The following is a 19,442-nucleotide window of genomic DNA, read 5'->3' as shown; positions in this document are numbered from 1 at the left end:
GCGCGTTGAACGGCGCCCCCGGACCGACGAGGAACGACCAGACCCATGGCATTGCCCTCCCTGAGCACTCCCACCCCGCATCAGAGCGGAACCCGGGCGCCGCTGAGCGCCGCCGACGAGGAGCGTCGGATCGCCCTCGTCGGCATGAAGCGGCTGGCGCTGGGCCTGCTGCTGGCGATGGCGGTGATCTTCGCCGTGTCCTTCGCCCTGGAGGAGCGCTACCCGTGGCTGGAGTATGTGCGCGCCGCCGCAGAGGGCGGCATGGTCGGGGCGATCGCGGACTGGTTCGCGGTCACGGCGTTGTTCCGCTACCCGCTGGGGCTGCGCATCCCGCACACCAACATCATCGCCAACCGCAAGGACGAGATCGGCGCGAGCCTGGGCGAGTTCGTGGAGTCGAACTTCCTCTCCGACGCGGTGGTGCGCGGCAAGCTGGAATCGATCGGGATCTCTCGCCGGCTCGGCGCCTGGCTGTCGCAGCCCGGCAACGCAGGTCGGCTCACCGACGAGATCTCGCACGCCGGCACCGGACTGCTCGACCTGCTCAGTGACGACGACATCAAGGACCTGCTCGAGGGTGTCGCTCGCGAGCACCTGTTGGAGCCCCAGTGGGGCCCCAGCCTGGGCCGGCTCGGCGAGCATCTGGTCGCCGCGGGCCGGCACCACGCCGCCGTGGACCTGCTGCTCGAGAAGGCGCAGAGCTGGCTGGAGACCCACCCGGAGGCGTTCGGCCAGTCCGTGTCCACCCGGCTGCCGCGCTGGCTGCCCGGCTTCGTCGGCGAGATGGTCGACGACAGGGCCTACCGGGAGGTCCTGGTGTTCGTGTCGACGGTGCAGGGCACCCCCGAGCATCCGCTGCGCGAGGCCATCGATCATTACCTGGCCGAGCTGATGGACGACCTGCAGCACGATGCGCCGATGATCGAGCGGGTCGAGATGCTCAAGCTCGAACTGGTCGACAATGCCAAGCTGCGCGAATTCGCCGGCGAGGCCTGGGAGTCGCTCAAGGAATCGCTGGTCGTGGCCCTGGCCGACCCGGAGAGCGCGCTACGCACCGGTATCACCTCCACGGTGCTCGACGTGGGTGCGCGGCTGGCCGGCGACGAGCACCTCGGCACCCGCATCGACCGCTGGCTGGCGGATGCGGCTGGCTACGTGCTGCAGAAGTACCGGCACGAGATCGCCGGCGTGATCACCGAGACCGTGGAGCGCTGGGACCCGGCCGAGACCACCGAGAAAATCGAACTGCAGGTGGGCAAGGACCTGCAGTTCATCCGCATCAACGGCACCGTTGTCGGCTCGCTCGCCGGGCTGCTGATCTTCTCGCTCGCCCAGGGTGCCGCCGCCCTGTTCGCGCTCTGACCGGACCGGCGGGCCGGCAGCCCTCGGGTGCCCCGTTTTCGGACCTTGCGATGAGCCATACTTAATGTGTGGGCACGAATGGTTCGCACGAGACCGATGACGGCACCGCCGCCGCCCGCGCCCCCACGCCCTCCACCGAGCGGATCGTGGACGAGGGCATGCTCATCGCCCTCGCCGCCGTGCGGATGGCGCTGAAGAACCGCATCATCGTGGGTGCCCTGCGGGAGCACACCGACTACGCGGACGCGGACTACGCGGCCCTGGCCCGGCGGGAACTGCACGAGGTCGCCCGGCAGAACGATGAGGATTCCACCCGGGTCGAACGGCTCGGGTCCTACCTGTCCCGCACCACCAAGACCGGGAAGGGCCGGGAGGTGGAGAACAAACGCCGCGACGTCATCCGGCTCGGCCGCCGGCGCACCCTGCACGATCACGTCGCCGAGCGGCTGCGCGTCCTTGCCGCCGACGACGAGCGGGTGGCCGAGCTGGTGGATAAGGCGCGGGCGGATGCCCTGCAGGAGATCAACGAGGCGCTCGCCACCCGGCTCCTGGCCCAGAGGATCGACCCGCGCCAGCCCGGCTACGCGGCTGCGCGTGCCGAGCGGATGCGTGCCGTCGCGGCGATCGACCTCAAGGCCCTGGCCAAGCGTACCCGCAGCACCGACTGACCCGCCGCCGCCGGATCCGGCACCGCGTGACCGGCCGCCGTTCGCTACGCTCGAAGGGTGGATACCCAGGCAATACAGACCTTTCTCGACAACAGCGACTTTTCCGGAGTGGTGCTGGTGCGCGATGGCGACCGCACCGTCTTCGAGGCGGCCCGGGGGTTCGCCACCCCCCGCTGGAAGGTGCCCAACACCCTGGACACCCGGTTCGACACCGCGTCGATCACCAAGCTCTTCACCAGCGTCGCCGTGCTGCAGCAGGTGGATGCCGGCCGGCTCGACCTTGAGGCCTCGATCCACGAGTATGTGGACCTCGGCGGCAGCAGCATCGGCACCGACGTCACCCTGCTGCATCTGCTCACCCACACGAGTGGTATCGCCGACGACGTCGATGAGGAAGCCGGTGAGGACTACGACGCGTTCTGGGCGGCGACGCCCAACTACTCGCTGGTCGAAACCCGCGACTTCCTGCCGCTGTTCGCCGACAAGCCTAGACTGGCCCCGCCCGGAGTGCAGGTCGAAGACTGCAACGTCGGCTACATCCTCGCCGGCCTGGCGGTGGAGAAGGTGTCGGGCCTGACCTACCGCGACTACGTGCGCGAGGAGGTTTTCGCCCGCTCGGGCATGGCCGACTCCGGCTTCTTCGACCGCCGGGACGCCGTGGACCGGGTGGCCGAGGGCTGGGACCGCCGCGAGGACGGCAGCTGGATCTCGAACATCTACAGCTCGCCGGCGATCGGCTCACCCGACAGCGGCGCGCACACGACGGCCGGGGACCTGATGAATTTCCTCAATGCGGTGCGCGGCGGCCAGTTGCTCTCCAAGGAGTACACCGAGGAGTTCTTCACCCCGCAGGTGGACTATGACGACGACGTGAAGTACGGCTTCGGCCTCGAGTTCGACCTCGACGACAACGGCACGGTGCGCTCGTACTACAAGGACGGCGTCAACGCCGGTGCCAGCGGCATCCTACGGCACTACCCGAAGTCGGGCCTGGACGTCGTGGTGCTCAGCAACGCCGAAGAGGGCGCCTGGGATCTCGTGGTGGAGATCGACGCCCAGTTCTGACGCCGGTGACGGATGCGCCGCGCGGGTCAAGCGCCGTTGCGCGGGTGACGGATGCGCCGCCCGGGTCAAGCGCCGTGGCGCGGGTGGCGCGCCACCCGCGCAACGGCGCCGCACCCGCGTACCCTGGCCGCGGGGGTCGGCTGCGACCTAGTCGACCGTGGGAAGGGGACAGCGCAGCTGGGTACGTTCGCCGCTGCGGTCGATGTCGTGCTCGGCCATGGGGGCTCCGCAGAGCGGGCAGCGGGCCACCGGGCGCTCCTGCACGGGGACCTCGTCGTCGTAGGGGCCCAGTGGCGGCGGGCCGATAATCGGCAACAGGCGACCGTTCAGCCACGCGGTGAACCCGCCGGCTTCCTTGATAGTCGGTCTGCGTTTCTTCGCTGTCATACTTGTTAGTGTACTAACTAAAACCGCGAAATGGTTAGCGCACTAACGAAGGGCACGTGGATGACGAACCCGGCAACGACGACCGAACCGAACCTGCTCGCGTTGGAGAACCAGGTCTGCTTCGCCCTGACCGTGGCGGCGCGCACCACGGTGGCCCTGTACAAGCCGATCCTCGAGCCACTCGGCCTCACGCATCCGCAGTACCTGGTGATGCTGGCGCTATGGGAGCAGAACCCGCGCACCCTGCGGAGTCTGGCCGACGCGCTGCGGCTGGAGCCGGCGACCCTGTCGCCGTTGCTCAAACGGCTCGAGGCGACCGGGCACATCCGCCGGGAGCGCTCGACGACCGACGAGCGGGCGCTGCAGGTGACGCTGACCGAGCATGGCCAGCAGCTGCGCGCCATCGCCGAGACCATCCCGGCGCGGGTGGCGCGCACGCTGGAGATGTCCCCGGAGAGCCTGATCGTGCTGCGGGACACCCTCAACGAGGTCATTCGGGCGTCGAACCCGGCGCCCTAGCGTCGCGCGCAGTTGCCCCGGTGCGGACCAGTTGCCCCGGTGTACCGGGGCAACTCGTCCGAAAGAGGGCAATTCGACCCGGACCGGCGTCGGAGTCGTACGCTGGCGGCATGCAGAAGATCTCGATTGACGCCCTCGCCCGGCAGCAACTCGCCGCGGCCACCGCCGCCAGCAGCGGCCGCGCGGCCGACACCGTTTTCGGCGGGCACGAGAAGGTCCTGCGCCAGACCGTCATCGGCCTGAGCAAGGGCACCGTCCTGGCCGAGCACGCCAGCCCCGGCGACACCACCGTCTACGTGGTGACCGGGCGGGTACGCCTGATCGTGGGGGAGGATTCCTGGCAGGCGCGCACGGGCGACCTGCTCATCGTGCCCGATGCCCGGCACAGCCTCGAGGCCGAAGAGGACGCCGCCATCCTGCTCACCGTCGCCAAGCGCCGCCCCTGACCCCGCCGTTGCCCCGTTCGTCCGCAGGCGGGCGACTCGGCGGATGCCGTGGGGCGCGCTACCGCGGTGCGGCCGGCCAGCTCAGCGCGAGGTCGGTCGCGGCGGCGCTCGCCGCGACGATGTCCTCGGCGCTGCCGCCGGACCGGGCCGCGGCCAGCCCCACCAGGAACAGGCTCAACGGGGCCGCCGGGCGAGCCACGTTGTGGGCCACGTCGCGGGCCACGTCGAGTAGCAACCCGGTGGGCACTAACTCCGCGTCGATGCCGAGCCGCTCCGCGAGGGCGGCCAGCCACTCGTCGAGGGCCTCGGGCGGCAGCGGGACGTTCGTGCTCATGAGTTCTCCTCGGGGACCGGGCTTTCGGCGGCGGCGCTGCCGGGTGCGGCGTCGTCGGTTCCCATCGTGGCATCGCCGGGCTGCGCCACGGGCAGCGGGACGGCGTCGAACCGGCCGGTATCGGCGTCGATGGTGAGCACGCGGCCGATCAGCGGCTCGCCGGTGCCGGTGACGAGCCGGATGGCTTCCGCGGCCAGGAGCGCGCCGGCCTGCCCGCGCAACGCCCCGAGCACCCCGGGGTCGGCCGGGCGGGATGCCAGGGCGTCCGGGCCGGCGGCGAAGAAGTCCCGCAACCGGGTGGCGCGCTGGCCGCTCCGGCGCGGCGGGCTGGACCAGAACACCGACAGTTCGGCGTTGCCGCGCGCCACCGACCCCCACACCAGCGGCAGACCGCGCGCGGCGCAGGTGTCGCCCACCAGGAACGGTTGCGGGCTCAGGTCGCTGCCGTCGATGATCAGGTCGTAGCCGCCGAGGATGCGCGGCGCCGACTCGGCCGTGAGTTCCTCATCGTGTGCGCTGACGGCGGTGTCGGGAGAGAGGGTGAGGATGGTGGTGGTCGCCAGCACCAGGCCGTCGACATCCAGCGGGCCGACGTCGGCCAGCCCGATCGTGCCCACGCCGGCGGCGGCCAGGGAACGGAGCGCGGGCGCGCTGAGCCCAGACGTGCCGAGCACCAGCACCCGGGCGGCCGCGAGGCGCCGGTGCCCGAGCTCGTCGATCGGCGGCAGCCGCAGCTGCGGCAGGTTCTGTACCTGTTCCAGGCGCGCGGTTTCGGTGGGGCTGAGCGGGCCGGTGGGCTCGAGGAGTGGGGGAAGTGCCATGCGTCAACGGTACGCGCCATTTCTCGCGAGAGCGGTCGTGTGGCGGCTTCGCGGCACCGGAGGCAGCCACACTCCCGCGTTCGCGAGGGTGACCTTTCGCGAGAGAGCGGCGGAAGTGCGGGCGGGAGGATTAGGCTCGGAGGAGGGGCTGGCGGCACCCGGAACCGCTGGCGGCACACGCTCGAGGAGGGCCACCATGGGTAGAGTCACAGCGCGACGCAAGATCACCCGGCTGACGATCGGCCAGCCGCCCATCCGCCGCGAAGACGTGCTCGCGGCCGAGGAACCGCTCGAGATGCGGGTCAACGGGCGCTCCCTCGCCGTGACCATGCGCACCCCCGGCCACGACGTGGACCTCGCCGCGGGCTTCCTGGTCTCCGAGGGCATCATCAGTGCCGGCGAACACCTCGCCGCCGCCCGGTACTGCGCCGGCGCCACCGCCGAGGGCGTGAACACCTACAACGTGCTCGACCTGCACCTGGCGCCCGGTGTCACACCGCCGTCCCCGAGCCAGGAGCGCAACCTCCTCACCAACAGCTCCTGCGGCCTGTGCGGCAAGGAGAGCATCGACGCGGTGCGGACCAAGTCCACCTGGGACGTGCGGGCGGATGCCGTGCGAGTCGACGCGGAACTGCTCACCACCTTCCCCGACAAGCTCCGCGAGGCGCAGGCGGTGTTCGAGAAGACCGGCGGCATCCACGCGGCCGCCCTGTTCACCGCCGAGACCGGCGAGATGCTCGCACTGCGGGAAGACGTGGGCCGGCACAACGCCGTCGACAAGGTGATCGGCTGGGCGGTCAAGGAGAACCTGTTGCCGCTCCGCGGGACGGTGCTGATGGTGTCCAGCCGGGCCAGTTTCGAGTTGACGCAGAAGGCGCTGATGGCCGGCATCCCGGTGCTCGCCGCCGTGTCGGCGCCGTCGTCGCTGTCGGCGGAGTTCGCCGCCGAGGTGGGCATGACCCTCGTCGGGTTCCTCCGCGGCGACTCCATGGTGATCTACGCCGGCGAGGAACGCATCGTTCAGGGCGCGCTCGCCGCGGTGTGACCCAGCCGCCCGACCCTGCCCTCGACACAACTCAGGACAGCGCGGGCACCCGCGCCTCGTGCGGGATGAACCGCACGCTCATGGCCTGGTAGCCGGGCGTTTCGACTCCCGCGCCACCTCCCGGTGCATCAGCTGGTTCGCCTCCGGGAAGTAGGCTGCCGCGCAGCCGCGCGGGGTAGTCCACGAGCTGGAACTTGTCGGCCCGGCGCGCGTGCCCGCCGAAGGTCTTCGCTGCTGTCGGTGACCGGTGCGCGACGTGTCATGAGCCATCCTGCTCCTGTCGCCGCGGCATCCGGACCACCGCGACCGGTTTGCCGCGGTTACCGGCTTGAACGGATGCTCACGCGGCCAGCCCGTGCGTGCGGCGGCCGTCCGCGCCCACGTTGCCGGCAGCCACTACGGCGCCATCGGCAACCTGGGTGTCCCGGTCAAGGCGCACGCCCACGGCAATGCGCACGTTCCGGCCGATGCGCACGTGGCTGCCCAGATGGGCGCCGCCGCTGACGAGGCTGCCCTCGCCGATGTGCACGTTCTGGCCGATGAAGACTTTGTCGCCGATGATCACATCGTGGTCGATCCAGCTGCCCGGCCCGATCCAGGCCTCCCGGCCGATCTCGGCTCCAGATTCGATGTAGGCGGACTCCGAGATGAACGCGCTCGGTTGCACGCTCGACTTGCCGGACACCCACCCGTTTCCGTTGGGGTGCCGACGGTACTTCTCGATGACGCCGGTTTCGACTTCGACGTCGATGTTCTTTCGCACTGGGGCTCCTCCCGTGACGCTCGTTGTGTGCGCCGCCCGGCGCCGAAGCGCGGGTCACGCGCCCGAGGCCGGAATTCAGCACATCAGAATGAGCGTCAACGCAGGAAGAAACACCGAAAACTCGCAGGACATTCCGTGTCCGCGCTCAGGCCGGCGAATGGCCGGCCACGCAGGGGGAGCGGCTGTTCGGCGGGCGCTACCCCGCCGGGGCCGCCGCGTCAACCGCCGTGACGCGGCGACGGAGCGGGGATAGACCGGTAACTCAGCGAAGGCGCCGACTCACGGTCGGCCGACGAAGGGACAGTGCCATGGCCGAGAAACCCACTCCGATCGAACTGCAGAAGTACCTCGCCGGCGTTGACTATCCGGCGAGCAAGAGCACCCTGCTGGAGGTCGCCAAGTCCAATGGAGCGCCCGACGACCTGCTGGGCGCTCTGGAATCCGCCTCCCAGGAGGAATTCGACGGCCCAACGGCCGTGTCCAGCGCCATTTCCTGACGGCGGTCCCGGGCATCATGGTTCCAGGAGAGGTGTTCCCGATCATCAATTGTCGCCAGCTGTCGGCCACAGTGACCTGGTATCAGCGGGTGCTCTCCGGAACCGTCGCCTACAGCTTCCCCGATGAGGGTGAGCCGGACTATGTTGCTGTGCGGATCGGCACTGGACAGGTCGCGTTCGGCCGGGGGACAGCGCCAGCCCTGTACGGCGAGACGTCCCTGCCCGCTGCCGGGCACCCGGTGGACCTGTGCCTCTACCTGCCGGATCTGGCCGCCGTCGTCGAGTCGGCGGCCGCGGCCGTCGTGGTACCGCCGGCAGACATGCCGTGGGGCGAGCGGGTCGCGTACCTGCGCGACCCGGAAGGCACCATGATCCTGGCCATCCAGGCCGCCGACTGACGCTCGGCCTGAGCCGAGGCGACCCGGTTACCCGGTCCGCCGCGCACTGTCCCGACAAGGGTGGGCCCCGTCGGGCTCGAACCGACGACCCAAGGATTAAAAGTCCTTTGCTCTACCAACTGAGCTAGAGGCCCGCGGTTAATAACTTAGCGTGGATTGCGAAGCGGTTTTTCTTGTCTACCGTAGAAGCAGCGGCCGGGGCCGTCGACGCACTGCCGTTCCCTGCGGCGGCCCCACCCGTGCCGCGGCCGAGAAACCCAAGAGGAGAGCGATGGCCGACGATTTTCACAAGCCCACCCAGTTCTCGGGCGCCAAGTTCGAGTCGATGATGGGCGGCGAGGACCCCGCGCAGATCAGCCGGGTGGCCCACGAGACCGCGCAGGCCCTGATCTCCCGGGTGCGCGAGAGCCCCGACCCCGACGTGGTGGACCGGCTGGTGGCGTACACCGACGAGCATGGCATCGACGCCGTGGCCGAGCTGTGGTCGCGGGCCACGCCGCGCAGCCTGCCCGGAGCGCTCTGGCGGATCTACCTGGTCCGGCTGCTGATCCGCCAGGACGCGGAGGGCTCGGCGTTCCTGTACCAGCGCGGCCTGGACGTGGCCGTGAGCATCGATCCCGTCGTGGCGGGAGCGGCGGCACCGACCGGCCCGGCCGAGATCATCGTTCTGGCCGATGAGATCCTGCGCGGCCTGTTCACCGGCGACTTCGCCGTCGCCCTGGACCGGGCGGCGGCTTTCTGCCGCGTGATCGGCGCCGGCTGCGCGAGCGTCGCCGACGACTTCGACAGCACCGCACCGGGCCGCTCCAGCGAGCTCACCACCCGCGCATTGCGGTTCTCCACCACCGCACAGGAGTTCGCCTCCTGTGCCCGGCTGTGGCGCAGCGACTCCCTCGAATAACTTCTCCAGCGGATACCCGGTAAGGGAATGAACATCCGGCACTTGTCGTTTACACTGGATGCTGGCCGGACCGCAGTAACCCCGGGCTCCAATATTCGCCGTCTAGAACGGCCTCGCGCCGAGAGGCGTTCTGCGGTCCGGCCTTCTCTCTGCCTACGGCCTCGGCCAGGGGCGGATGAGGCCGGGTGGCCCGGTTTTTTTCGCCCAGACCAATCCGGCGAGGACTCGGCACCGAACCCTTTGCATGGAAGGGGACCGAACCTGACATGCTGGATCTTATGACTGCTGAGTTCAACCTCGACGCCTCGTCGACAGCGCCCTCGAAAGAGGAGCTGCTCGCCCGGGTAGCGGACGGGGACCAAACGGCGTTCGGAGAGCTATACGACCAGATTGCTCCGCGTGTGCTTGGCCTGGTCAAGCGCGTGCTGGTCGATCACGCACAGTCCGAAGAAGTGACCCAGGAGATTTTCCTGGAGATCTGGCAGACGGCGTCGCGGTACGAGTCGCAGCGTGGCGGGGCCTCGACCTGGATCATGACCATGGCGCACCGACGTGCGATCGACCGGATCCGGTCGTCGCAGGCCGGCCGTGACCGGGACACCAAGATCGGCATCCGCGACCTCGCGGTGCCGTACGACGAGGTCGCAGAGACCGTTGAAGTGAAACTCGAGCACGAAAGGGTGGAAAAGGCGATGTCCAGACTGACCGAACTGCAACGCCAGGCCGTGAGCCTGTCGTACTTCAGCGGTTTCAGTCACCGCGAAGTCGCCGACCACCTGCACATCCCGCTCGGCACCGTGAAGACCCGGCTCCGGGACGGGTTAATCCGCTTAAGAGACGAACTGGGGGTGGCGTCATGAGCGACACCAACACGCCACGAAACGGCCCGACCGGCAACGGGTCCGCCCAGAACCCGGCCGACCTGGCCGGGGCTTACGCCGTGCACGCGCTCAGTGCCGCCGAGACCGCCGAGTACGAGCGGTACCTGGAGCACTCCGAGCAGGCACGGATCGAGGCCGCCGAGTTGAGCGACACCGCGGTGGCGCTCGGCCTCGCGACGGCGCCGGTGCAGCCCTCCAGCGCTCTCAAGGCCAGCCTGATGGCGCAGATCGCGTCCACCCCGCAGCTGGCCGCGCACAACGCCGCCCGGCCCGGAACCCCGGCCGCCACGGCGGATGCGCCGCCCGCGGTCGCTCCCGTCGCCGCGACATCCGCCCCCTCGACGCCCACCACCCCTGCACCCGGCAGTTCCGACGTCCGCGCCGGCTCGGCCGCCGACCGGGCCCAGCGCCGCTGGTTCCAGCGGCCCGCCGGATACCTCGCGGCCGCTGCTGCCGCTGTGGCGCTCTTCGTCGGCGGGACCTTCGCCGGGCAGGCGATCTACGGCAACCCCGACGACCAGTTCGCCCAGGAGCAGGCCGCCGGCCTCGCCGAGATCAACGCGGCCCCCGACACGCAGCGCGCGTCGACCGAGACCGTCGACGGGCAGAATACCACCCTGGTGTGGTCGGGCGAACTCGGCCTGTCCGCGATCATCGTCGACGACCTGCCCGCGCTCGCCGACGATCAGGACTACCAGCTCTGGTACATCGGTGAGGGCGACCCGGTTCCCGCCGGCACGTTCGACTCCACCGGGTCGGGCACGGTCTTCCGGGTCCTCGACGGCACCATGTCCGCCGGCGACGCCGTCGGCGTGACCGTCGAGCCCTCCGGCGGCTCCGAGAAGCCCACGACCGACCCGATCGTCGCCATCCAGAGCTGACCCGCGTCGCTCCGGGCACGTCCGGGACGGATGGGTAGTCTCGGTACATGACCTTGCCTTTCACGCTGCTCATCGACCCGGAGCCGGCCGACTCCACCCGCACCGACTTCGTCGACACGTTCCACGAGATCGATTCCGGCGCCCCGGCGCTGCGAGTGGCCGAGCTGAGCACCCAACGCGGCGACGGCATCTTCGAGACCCTCAGCGTGGTCAACGGGCATCCGCAGGAGGTCGAGCCGCACCTCAGCCGGCTGATCAACTCGGCGCAGATCTGCGACCTGCCGGTGCCCAACCCCGCCCAGTGGCGGGCGGCGATCGCGTATGCCGTGGCGCGCATCCCCGGCGAGGGTGAACTGGCGCTCAAGTTCGTGCTCAGCCGCGGGGTCGAGCACGGCCCGGCGCCCACCGCCTGGCTGCACGCCACCCGCGCGGCCGACTTCACCGCCGTACGCGAGGGGGGCATCAGGGTGATCACCCTCGACCGCGGCTACCCACGCGGGGTGGCCGAGCAGGCGCCGTGGCTGCTGATGGGTGCAAAGACGCTCAGCTACGCCATCAACATGGCCGCCCTGCGCGAGGCCCAGCGCCGCGGTGCAGACGACACCATCTTCCTCACCCACGACGGCTACGTCATGGAGGGCCCCACCTCCAGCGTGATCCTGCGCATCGACGGTCGCTATGTCACCCCGGCGCCCAGTGGCGCGATCCTGCACGGCACGACCCAGCAGAGCGTGTTCGAGTACCTCACCGCCCACGGCGAGAGCGTGGAGTACCGCGACATCACCGTCGACGAGCTGCGGGCGGCGGATGCGGCGTGGCTGGTCTCCAGCGTGCGCCTGGCGGTCGCCGTGACCGCCCTGGACGGCGAGGAGTTCCCGCACGACACCGAGCTCACACGCGCCCTGAACGCGTCCCTGCTGGCCCGCACCGGGTCCTGACGGGCCCGCGAGAGCGGCGGTGTGGCCGCTTCGCCGATGTGAGGTGACCGTCAGGCCGCTCTCGCGAGGTGGTGCGGGTTAGCCGAAGCGGCCGGAGACGTAGTCTTCGGTGGCCTGCACGGTGGGGTTGGAGAAGATCGTCGTGGTGTCGTCGTACTCGATGAGCTTGCCCGGCTTGCCGGTGCCCGCGATGTTGAAGAACGCGGTGCGGTCGGAGACCCGGGAGGCCTGCTGCATGTTGTGCGTGACGATGACGATCGTGTAGTCGGTCTTCATCTCCTCGATGAGGTCCTCGATCGCGAGGGTGGAGATCGGGTCAAGGGCAGAGCAGGGCTCGTCCATCAGGATCACGTCGGGCTGCACGGCGATGGCGCGGGCGATGCAGAGGCGCTGCTGCTGGCCGCCGGACAGGCTCGACCCTGGCTTGTCCAGGCGGTCCTTCACCTCGTTCCACAGGTTGGCGCCCTGCAGCGACTTCTCGATGAGCGCGTCGGCGTCGTTCTTGGGCATCCGCCGGTTGTTGAGCTTGACGCCGGCGAGCACATTGTCGCCGATCGACATGGTGGGGAACGGGTTGGGCCGCTGGAACACCATGCCGACCTGCCGGCGCACGAGCACCGGGTCGACGCCCGGGCCGTACAGGTTGTTGCCGTCGATGAGTACCTCGCCGTCCACGTGGGCGCCGGGGATGACCTCGTGCATGCGGTTGAGGGTGCGCAGGAACGTGGACTTGCCGCAGCCGCTGGGGCCGATCAGCGCGGTCACTGTGCGCGGTTCGATGGTCAGCGATACGCCTTCGACGGCGAGGAATTTGCTGTAGTAGACGTCGAGGTCGTTGACTTCAATGCGCTTGGACATGGGTTCCTTCGAATCTGGGAAAGCAGGAGATCTGGGGCGGAGGCGGCGTCAGCGGCCGAGTTTGGGGGAGAAGGTGCGGGCGACCAGGCGGGCCACCAGGTTGAGCAGCATCACGATCACGATGAGGGTGAGCGCCCCGGCCCAGGCCCGGTCGATGTACGCCTGCGAGTCGGCGCCCTGGCTGGCGTACTGGTTGTACACGAACACCGGGAGGGTCATCATCCGTTCGCTGAACAGGTCATAGTTCATGCTGGCGGTGAAGCCGGCGATGATCAGCAGCGGGGCGGTCTCGCCGATCACGCGGGAGATGGAGATCATCACGCCGGTGACGATGCCGGCCAGCGAGGTGGGCAGCACCACCTTCACGATGGTCAGCCACTTGGGCACGCCGAGGGCGTACGCGGCCTCCCGCAGCTCGTTGGGCACGAGCTTGAGCATTTCCTCGCTGGAGCGCACCACCACGGGGATCATCAGCACCGAGAGCGCCACCGAGCCGCCGAAGCCGAACCGGATGCCCGGGTCGTCGAACAGGAGCGAGAACAGCGCGTAGGCGAACAGGCCGGCCACGATCGAGGGGATGCCGGTCATCACGTCGACGAAGAAGGTGATGCCGCGGGCGAGCCGGCCACGGCCGTATTCGGTGAGGTAGATCGCGGTGAGCAGGCCGATCGGCACCGAGATCAGGGTGGCCAGGCCGGTGACGAAGAGGGTGCCGACGATGGCGTGCAGTGCCCCGCCGCCGGCGCCGACGACGTTGCGCTGGGATTCGGTGAAGAAGCTCGGGGTGAGGAAGGCGGGCAGGCCGTTGACCACGGTGGTGCCCACCAGGGAGATCAGCGGGATCAGCGCCACCACGAAGGCGATGGTGACCAGCGCCGTGACCAAGCGGTCCTTGGCCCGGCGGACGCCCTCCACGAAGTAGGAGAACAGGAACAGGGCCACGCAGTGCAGCACGGTACCGAAGAACAGCGCACCGGCCCAGTTGAAGGTCTCGGTGGCGCCGGCAAGGAAGATCACCGCGAAGAATGCTGCCGCGACGACCCAGCTGGCGGCGAGCACGATCAGCGGGGAGTTCTTGGGCAGCTTGCCGGCGGTGAGGGAGTTCGTGACGGGAGCCGAGACGGTCATGGTGCTCATCAATTCGCTCCAGAGAAGGCCTTGCGGCGGTTGATGATCACGCGGGCGATCATGTTCACGATCAGCGTGATGACGAAGAGCACGAGGCCGGTGGCCAGCAGGATGTTGACCCCGACGCCGTGCGCCTCGGGGAAGTTCAGTGCGATGTTCGCGGCGATGGTGTTGGAGTTCTGCGAGGTGAGCAGCTGGAAGATCACCTGTGGGTTGGGGGAGAGCACCATGGCCACGGCCATGGTCTCGCCCAGAGCCCGGCCGAGGCCCAGCATCGCGGCGGAGATGATGCCGGCGCGGCCGAACGGGAGCACGGCCATGGTGATCATTTCCCAGCGGGTGGCGCCGAGCGCCAGCGACGCTTCTTCGTACAGCACCGGCGTCTGCAGGAAGATTTCCCGGCAGATGGCGGTGATGATCGGCAGCACCATCACGGCCAGCACGATCGCGACGGTGAGGATGGTGCGGCCGGTTCCGGACACCGGGCCGGCGAACAGCGGGAACCAGCCGAACCAGTCGACCAGGCTGGCGTAGAACGGCTGCACCAGGGGGGCGAGGACACCGATACCCCACAGGCCGAAGACCACGGACGGCACGGCGGCGAGCAGGTCGATGAGGTAGCCCAGGCCCTGCGCGAGCTTCCGCGGGGCGTAGTGCGAGATGAACAGGGCCACGGCGATGGCCACCGGCACGGCCATCAGGAGGGCCAGGAAGGCCGACCAGACCGTGCCGAACGCCAGCGGTGCCACGTAGGACCAAAAGTTGGTGAAGTCACCCTTGAAGGCATCCGCCGGGGCCACGAAGGCGGGAATGCTCTGCACGAACAAGAACAAGGCGACCGCGGCGAGCACGGCCAGGATCAGGCTTCCGGCGACCACCGTTGCGGTGGAGAAGATACGGTCGCCCGGTCGTTCCTTGGCCTTGATCGCAATACGGTCAACTGCGGTCGTCATTCCGAGCGTCTCCCTGGAGGGGTGAGGTGGTACCGGTAAAAGGGTGGTTCGTGGGCCAGACCCCAAGCCTCAGTGTGCCCGACCGGGCGACCGCGTGCAACGCGGCCGCCCTGCCGGGCAGTGTTACTGAGGCGTGAGGCTCAGCGGATGTTTACTTGACGGTCTCGAGGACCGCGGCGACCTTGGCCTGCAGGTCGGCGGACAGCGGGGCGGCGCCGGCGGATGCCGCAGCCTCCTCCTGGCCGGCCTCGCTGGCCATGTAGCTGACGTACTCCTTGACCAGGGTGCCCTGCTCGGCGTCGGCGTATTCGGTGCAGACGAGCGCGTAGCTCACGAGCACGAGCGGGTAGTGGGTCGCGTCGGTGGTGAGGCGGTCCAGCTTGATCGCCAGGTCGTTGTCGGCGCGGCCCTCGACCAGCGGCGAACCGTCGACGACGGCGGCAGCGGCCTCGGCCGTGTACTCGACGAATTCTTCGCCGACCTTGATCTTGGCGACACCGAGGTCACCGGCGCGCGACGCGTCGGCGTAGCCGATGGTGCCGGTGCCGTTGGTGACGGCGTCGACGACACCGGAGGTGCCCTGGGCGCCCTCACCGGTCTGGTACGGGAAGGGGTCGGCCGGCTTCTCGGTCCACACGTCGGGTGCGGCCTGGAAGAGGTAGTCGGCGAAGTTCTTGGTGGTGCCGGAGTCGTCCGAGCGGTGCACGGCGGTGATCGCGGTGGCCGGCAGGGTGGCGTCCTCGTTCAGCGCCGCGATGGCCGGGTCGTTCCAGGTGGTGATGGCGCCGGTGAAGATCTTGGCGAGCGTGTCGGCATCCAGGTTGAGGTCGGTGACGCCCTCGACGTTGAAGATGACGGCGATCGGGGAGATGTAGACCGGCAGGTCCACGGCGAGGGTGTCGGGCGCGCAGGCTGCGAAGGTGCCGGCGAGTTCTTCGTCGCTGAGGTAGGAGTCCGAACCGGCGAAGTCGGTGCCGCCGGCGATGAAGGTCTCGCGGCCGGCGCCGGAGCCCGACGGGTCGTAGTTGATGGTGACGTCGGGGTTGGCGGTCTGGAACGCGGAGATCCACGCTTCCTGCGCGGAGCCCTGCGAGGACGCGCCCGCGACGTTGATGGTGCCGGCGACGGCGGTCTCAGCTGCGGCACCGGCGGTGGACGTGCTGGCGCCCCCCTCGTTCGACGCGCAGGAGGAGAGAACGAGTGCTACGGCAATGGCAATGACCGCCGGGCGGCCATAACGCATGAGATTCACAAGGATCCTTTTCAGGTCAACTACAGGGAATGCGATCACAGGAGAACCCTGCGAACTTCGGGCCGGTGCTGGCCCTCGACAGACGCTATTCCTTGTGGTTAACGACACTCCCCCTCCTGGGTGAACGGCAGGTAAACGGATGCCGACGGTTGGTGCGCACACGACAACGCCCGCAGTCCGGTCGGAGTGCGGGCGTCGGGGGAGGGCAGGGGCGGGCTATAGGCGCGGCGGGTGGCTCTCGATCGCCAGGATCCCCGCACTCGGATTGTCGCTGGAGAGATGCACGACCGAGAACCCGCTGGGCGCCAGCACGGCGGCGTTGGAGAGCCGGTGCGTCACCGGGGAGCCCGTCGCCAGGGCGATCTCCCGCAGGATGTCGGGCAGCACCGGTCCGTGGCTGCACAGCACCGCGGTCTTGCGGGCGCGGATACGCTTGCCCACGGCGTGCCGCACATCGGAGGTGCCTTCCTCCCAGGCGTCCTGGCTGATCAGGTCGGTGCGTTTGAACGGCACCCCGGTCGACGCGGACAGCGGCGCCACCGTGGTGACGCACCGGGTGGCGGTACTGGCGAAGATCCGTTGCGGCCGCCACGCGCTGACCGTGCCCACCAGCGCGGCGGCCTGCGCCACCCCCCGTTCGCTGAGCGGACGGGTGGCGTCGGGGCCGGACCAGTCGTGCGGCGGGGTGGCCTTGGCGTGCCGCAGCGCGATGATGGCGAAGGTGCGGGTGATGCCCTGGGTCACCAGCCCGGCGAAGGCGTCGATGATCTCCACGTCCGGCGCGTAGCTGAGGTACGTCCTGGCCTTCTTGATGGTGACCCATTCGAGGGCGGCGACCTCGCCGTTGGGCACGAAGGTGGAGTGCAGGATGTGCTCGGGCAGCACCTCCGCCGCCCAGTAGTGCACAACCTTGGTTTTGCCGTTGGGCATCGGGTACTCGGAGACGCCGAGCGGCACCCCGAGCGCGATGGCCAGGCCGGTCTCCTCCTTGATCTCCCGCACCGCCGTGATCGGCAGGGTCTCGCCGGGGTCGACCTTGCCCTTGGGGATGGTGATGTCGCCGTGCACGGTGCGGTGGATCAGCAGCACGTGCATCTTGCCGTCGATGAGCCGCCACAGGACCGCACCGGCCGCGTAAACGGTGGCAGTGTCGGTCATCGGCGGCTCACCGGGCGCTTCCGCTGGCCGATCTGCTGCATCAACCGGTTCTGCATGTCGTCGAGGGGCGCTCCGTCACCATCCAGGTGGTGCCGGGTCCATTCGCCGTTGCCGTCCAGCCACCACGACGAGGTGCGCTCGTCCATGGCCCGGGTGAAGAGGGCATCCACCTCGTTGAGGTGGCGCGGGTCGACGAGGCGCACCAGAGCCTCGACGCGGCGGTCGAGGTTGCGGTGCATCATGTCGGCGCTGCCGATGAACACCTGCGTCTCGCCCAGGGTGTGGAAGCAGAAGATCCGCGAGTGCTCGAGGTACCGGCCGAGGATCGACCGCACCCGGATGTTCTCGCTCAGGCCGGGCACGCCGGGCTTGAGGCTGCAGATGCCGCGCACCCACACGTCGACGGGCACCCCGGCCTGGCTGGCCCGGTAGAGCGCGTCGATGATGTCCTCGTCGACCATCGAGTTGACCTTGATGCGGATGCCGGCGGGCTTGCCGGCCAGCGCGTTCGTGGTCTCGTCGGCGATGCGCTTGAGCAGCGCCTTCCGCAGGTGCAGCGGCGCCACCAGCAGGCGCTTGAACTTCTTCTCGATGGCGTACCCGGAGAGTTCGTTGAACAGCCGGGTGAGGTCCTTGCCGACCTGGTCATCCGCCGTCAACAGCCCCATGTCTTCGTAGATGCGACTGGTCTTGGGGTTGTAGTTGCCGGTGCCGATGTGGCTGTAGTGCCGCAGCACGCCCTTCTCGTAGCGCACCACGAGGGCGAGCTTGCAGTGCGTCTTCAGCCCGACCAGGCCGTACACCACGTGCACGCCGGCCTTCTCGAGCTTGCGTGCCCAGGAGATGTTCGCCTGCTCGTCGAAGCGGGCCTTGATCTCCACCAGCGCCAAGACCTGCTTGCCGGACTCCGCGGCGGCGATCAGCGCCTCCACGATCGGGCTGTCGCCCGAGGTGCGGTACAGGGTCTGCTTGATGGCGAGCACGTTCGGGTCGGCGGCGGCCTGCTCCAGGAACGCCTGCACGCTGGTCGCGAACGATTCGTACGGGTGGTGCAGCAGGACGTCGCCCCGGCTGATCGCCCGGAAGATATCGGATTCCTGGTTGGGTTCGCCGGTGAGCAGCTGCGCCGCGGTGGTGGGCACGTGCTTGGTGTAGTGCAGGTCCGGCCGGTCGATGCGCAGATCGAACAGCCCGCCGAGGTCCAGCGGTGCGGGCAGGCGGTAGACCTCCTGCTCGGTGACGTCGAGCTCGCGCACGAGCAGTCCAAGCGTCACCTCGTCCATGTCCTCGGTGACCTCGAGGCGGATGGGCGGGCCGAACCGGCGGCGCAGCAGCTCCTTCTCGAGGGCCTTGATCAGGTTCTCGGTGTCGTCTTCCTCGATGACGACGTCCTCGTTGCGGGTGACCCGGAACACGTGGTGTTCGAGGATGTCCATGCCGGGGAAGAGATCCTCGAGGTGGTTGGCGATGAGGTCTTCCAGGGTGATGAAGCGCACCTTGTCGACGGACTCGGTGCGGTCCACCCGCACGAAGCGCGGCAGCATGGAGGGCACCTTGAGCCGGGCGAATTCCTGCTTGCCGGTCTTGGAGCTGTGCAGCCGCACGGCGAGGTTGAGCGAGAGGCCGGAGATGTACGGGAACGGGTGCGCCGGGTCGACGGCCAACGGCATCAGCACCGGGAAGATCTGGTTGCCGAAGTAGCCGCGCAGCGACCGGCGGTCCACGTCGGAGAGGCTGTCCCAGGTGACGATGTCCACGCCGTGTTCGGCCAGGGCCGGGCGCACCAGCTCCTGGAAGGCGTGCGCGTGCCGGTCCTGCAGCACGTGCGCGGCCTTCGAGATGTCGGTGAGCACATCCTGCGGGGCGCGGCCCACGTTGGTGGGCACCGCCAGGCCGGTCAGGATGCGGCGCTTGAGCCCGGCGACCCGCACCATGAAGAACTCGTCGAGGTTGCTGGCGAAGATGGCCAGGAAGTTCGCCCGCTCCAGGACCGGCAGGGCTGGGTCTTCGGCCAGCTCGAGCACTCGCTGGTTGAAGGCCAGCCAGCTCAGCTCTCGGTCGAGGTACCGCTCGATCGGGAGTGCGGGATCGTTTTTGCCGATCTGAGGGTCAAAATCGTCGTCGAGTTCGCTCTCGAGCCCTGAGGTGCCTGGGATGTTGTCGCCGTCCATCTGTCCATCTTGACAC

General features: G+C 69.0%; 22 protein-coding genes and 1 tRNA gene. 12 read left to right on the top strand and 11 right to left on the bottom strand.

What is annotated here, in order from left to right; genetic code table 11:
- Positions 1–45 precede the first annotated feature (45 nt).
- The 3 genes from JWP54_RS15020 (at position 46) to JWP54_RS15010 (ending at position 3,095) form a co-directional block, all read left to right on the top strand.
- Positions 46–1,362 (top strand): DUF445 domain-containing protein, encoded by a 1,317-nt coding sequence (locus tag JWP54_RS15020; RefSeq protein WP_297373441.1) that lies wholly within the window; start codon positions 46–48, stop codon positions 1,360–1,362.
- Positions 1,363–1,430: 68 nt separating this feature from the next.
- Positions 1,431–2,030 (top strand): hypothetical protein, encoded by a 600-nt coding sequence (locus tag JWP54_RS15015; protein ID WP_297373439.1) that lies wholly within the window; start codon positions 1,431–1,433, stop codon positions 2,028–2,030.
- Between the two features lie 57 nt (positions 2,031–2,087).
- Positions 2,088–3,095, top strand: coding sequence for a serine hydrolase (locus JWP54_RS15010; RefSeq protein ID WP_297373438.1), 1,008 nt, complete (start codon positions 2,088–2,090; stop codon positions 3,093–3,095).
- 147 nt (positions 3,096–3,242) lie between these two features.
- On the opposite strand, the gene JWP54_RS15005 is transcribed toward JWP54_RS15010, so the two are convergent.
- On the bottom strand, positions 3,243–3,482 hold the full coding sequence (locus JWP54_RS15005; RefSeq protein ID WP_297373436.1) for a hypothetical protein: 240 nt from the start codon (positions 3,480–3,482) through the stop codon (positions 3,243–3,245).
- Positions 3,483–3,542: 60 nt separating this feature from the next.
- Here JWP54_RS15005 and JWP54_RS15000 point away from each other — a divergent pair, with 60 nt between their 5' ends.
- Together JWP54_RS15000 and JWP54_RS14995 are read left to right on the top strand one after the other, a co-directional pair.
- Positions 3,543–4,001 carry a MarR family winged helix-turn-helix transcriptional regulator gene (locus JWP54_RS15000; RefSeq protein ID WP_297373434.1) on the top strand — a complete coding sequence of 153 codons (459 nt, stop codon included), beginning with the start codon at positions 3,543–3,545 and terminating at the stop codon, positions 3,999–4,001.
- Between the two features lie 110 nt (positions 4,002–4,111).
- A complete protein-coding gene (locus tag JWP54_RS14995) occupies positions 4,112–4,447 on the top strand; it encodes a cupin domain-containing protein (protein ID WP_297373433.1) in 336 nt (111 codons plus the stop codon).
- A gap of 58 nt (positions 4,448–4,505) precedes the next feature.
- On the opposite strand, the gene JWP54_RS14990 is transcribed toward JWP54_RS14995, so the two are convergent.
- Together JWP54_RS14990 and JWP54_RS14985 are read right to left on the bottom strand one after the other, a co-directional pair.
- On the bottom strand, positions 4,506–4,781 hold the full coding sequence (locus tag JWP54_RS14990; protein ID WP_297373431.1) for a DUF6457 domain-containing protein: 276 nt from the start codon (positions 4,779–4,781) through the stop codon (positions 4,506–4,508).
- Positions 4,778–5,602, bottom strand: a complete 825-nt coding sequence (locus tag JWP54_RS14985; RefSeq protein WP_297373430.1) for a ThiF family adenylyltransferase — start codon at positions 5,600–5,602, stop codon at positions 4,778–4,780. Before JWP54_RS14985 ends, JWP54_RS14990 begins: the two co-directional genes overlap by 4 nt.
- A gap of 196 nt (positions 5,603–5,798) precedes the next feature.
- On the opposite strand from JWP54_RS14985, the gene fdhD reads away from it, so the two are divergent.
- On the top strand, positions 5,799–6,647 hold the full coding sequence (fdhD, locus tag JWP54_RS14980; protein WP_297373428.1) for a formate dehydrogenase accessory sulfurtransferase FdhD: 849 nt from the start codon (positions 5,799–5,801) through the stop codon (positions 6,645–6,647).
- 340 nt (positions 6,648–6,987) lie between these two features.
- On the opposite strand, the gene JWP54_RS14975 is transcribed toward fdhD, so the two are convergent.
- Complete coding sequence (locus JWP54_RS14975) at positions 6,988–7,410, bottom strand: hypothetical protein (protein WP_297373426.1); 423 nt, start codon at positions 7,408–7,410, stop codon at positions 6,988–6,990.
- A gap of 308 nt (positions 7,411–7,718) precedes the next feature.
- Here JWP54_RS14975 and JWP54_RS14970 point away from each other — a divergent pair, with 308 nt between their 5' ends.
- Positions 7,719–7,907, top strand: coding sequence for a DUF2795 domain-containing protein (locus tag JWP54_RS14970; RefSeq protein WP_297373424.1), 189 nt, complete (start codon positions 7,719–7,721; stop codon positions 7,905–7,907).
- A gap of 17 nt (positions 7,908–7,924) precedes the next feature.
- On the top strand, positions 7,925–8,305 hold the full coding sequence (locus JWP54_RS14965; protein WP_297373422.1) for a glyoxalase/bleomycin resistance/extradiol dioxygenase family protein: 381 nt from the start codon (positions 7,925–7,927) through the stop codon (positions 8,303–8,305).
- A gap of 61 nt (positions 8,306–8,366) precedes the next feature.
- On the opposite strand, the gene JWP54_RS14960 is transcribed toward JWP54_RS14965, so the two are convergent.
- Positions 8,367–8,439, bottom strand: a tRNA-Lys gene (locus JWP54_RS14960).
- Between the two features lie 137 nt (positions 8,440–8,576).
- Here JWP54_RS14960 and JWP54_RS14955 point away from each other — a divergent pair.
- The 4 genes from JWP54_RS14955 (at position 8,577) to JWP54_RS14940 (ending at position 11,906) form a co-directional block, all read left to right on the top strand.
- Positions 8,577–9,206: a DNA-directed RNA polymerase subunit beta gene (locus JWP54_RS14955; protein ID WP_297373420.1), complete on the top strand. Its 630-nt coding sequence runs from the start codon at positions 8,577–8,579 to the stop codon at positions 9,204–9,206.
- A gap of 278 nt (positions 9,207–9,484) precedes the next feature.
- Positions 9,485–10,066, top strand: a complete 582-nt coding sequence (locus tag JWP54_RS14950) for a sigma-70 family RNA polymerase sigma factor (RefSeq protein WP_297373418.1) — start codon at positions 9,485–9,487, stop codon at positions 10,064–10,066.
- Positions 10,063–10,968, top strand: a complete 906-nt coding sequence (locus JWP54_RS14945) for an anti-sigma factor (protein ID WP_297373417.1) — start codon at positions 10,063–10,065, stop codon at positions 10,966–10,968. Before JWP54_RS14950 ends, JWP54_RS14945 begins: the two co-directional genes overlap by 4 nt.
- A 47-nt stretch (positions 10,969–11,015) precedes the next feature.
- On the top strand, positions 11,016–11,906 hold the full coding sequence (locus JWP54_RS14940) for an aminodeoxychorismate lyase (protein ID WP_297373415.1): 891 nt from the start codon (positions 11,016–11,018) through the stop codon (positions 11,904–11,906).
- A 78-nt stretch (positions 11,907–11,984) separates the two neighbouring features.
- Here the strand turns inward: JWP54_RS14940 and pstB are convergent, their stop codons facing one another.
- The 6 genes from pstB to JWP54_RS14910 form a co-directional block, all read right to left on the bottom strand.
- Positions 11,985–12,764, bottom strand: coding sequence for a phosphate ABC transporter ATP-binding protein PstB (gene pstB, locus JWP54_RS14935; protein WP_297373413.1), 780 nt, complete (start codon positions 12,762–12,764; stop codon positions 11,985–11,987).
- 48 nt (positions 12,765–12,812) lie between these two features.
- A complete protein-coding gene (pstA, locus tag JWP54_RS14930; RefSeq protein WP_297373411.1) occupies positions 12,813–13,901 on the bottom strand; it encodes a phosphate ABC transporter permease PstA in 1,089 nt (362 codons plus the stop codon).
- The gene (gene pstC / locus JWP54_RS14925) at positions 13,901–14,845 is read right to left on the bottom strand and encodes a phosphate ABC transporter permease subunit PstC (RefSeq protein WP_297373409.1); all 945 of its coding nucleotides are present in this window, start codon (positions 14,843–14,845) and stop codon (positions 13,901–13,903) included. Before pstC ends, pstA begins: the two co-directional genes overlap by 1 nt.
- 151 nt (positions 14,846–14,996) lie before the next feature.
- Complete coding sequence (pstS, locus tag JWP54_RS14920) at positions 14,997–16,088, bottom strand: phosphate ABC transporter substrate-binding protein PstS (RefSeq protein WP_297373507.1); 1,092 nt, start codon at positions 16,086–16,088, stop codon at positions 14,997–14,999.
- Between the two features lie 225 nt (positions 16,089–16,313).
- Entirely contained in the window at positions 16,314–17,255 is a 942-nt protein-coding gene (locus JWP54_RS14915) for an NUDIX domain-containing protein (protein WP_297373407.1), read from the bottom strand.
- Positions 17,252–19,426 carry an RNA degradosome polyphosphate kinase gene (locus tag JWP54_RS14910; RefSeq protein ID WP_297373405.1) on the bottom strand — a complete coding sequence of 725 codons (2,175 nt, stop codon included), beginning with the start codon at positions 19,424–19,426 and terminating at the stop codon, positions 17,252–17,254. The genes JWP54_RS14915 and JWP54_RS14910 overlap by 4 nt, the downstream gene beginning before the upstream one ends.
- Positions 19,427–19,442 lie beyond the last annotated feature (16 nt).

Source organism: Cryobacterium sp. (assembly GCF_025463825.1).
GTDB lineage: Bacteria > Actinomycetota > Actinomycetes > Actinomycetales > Microbacteriaceae > Cryobacterium.
Note: the sequence above shows the minus strand (reverse complement) of the source record. Positions and strands in the feature narration are given on the sequence as shown.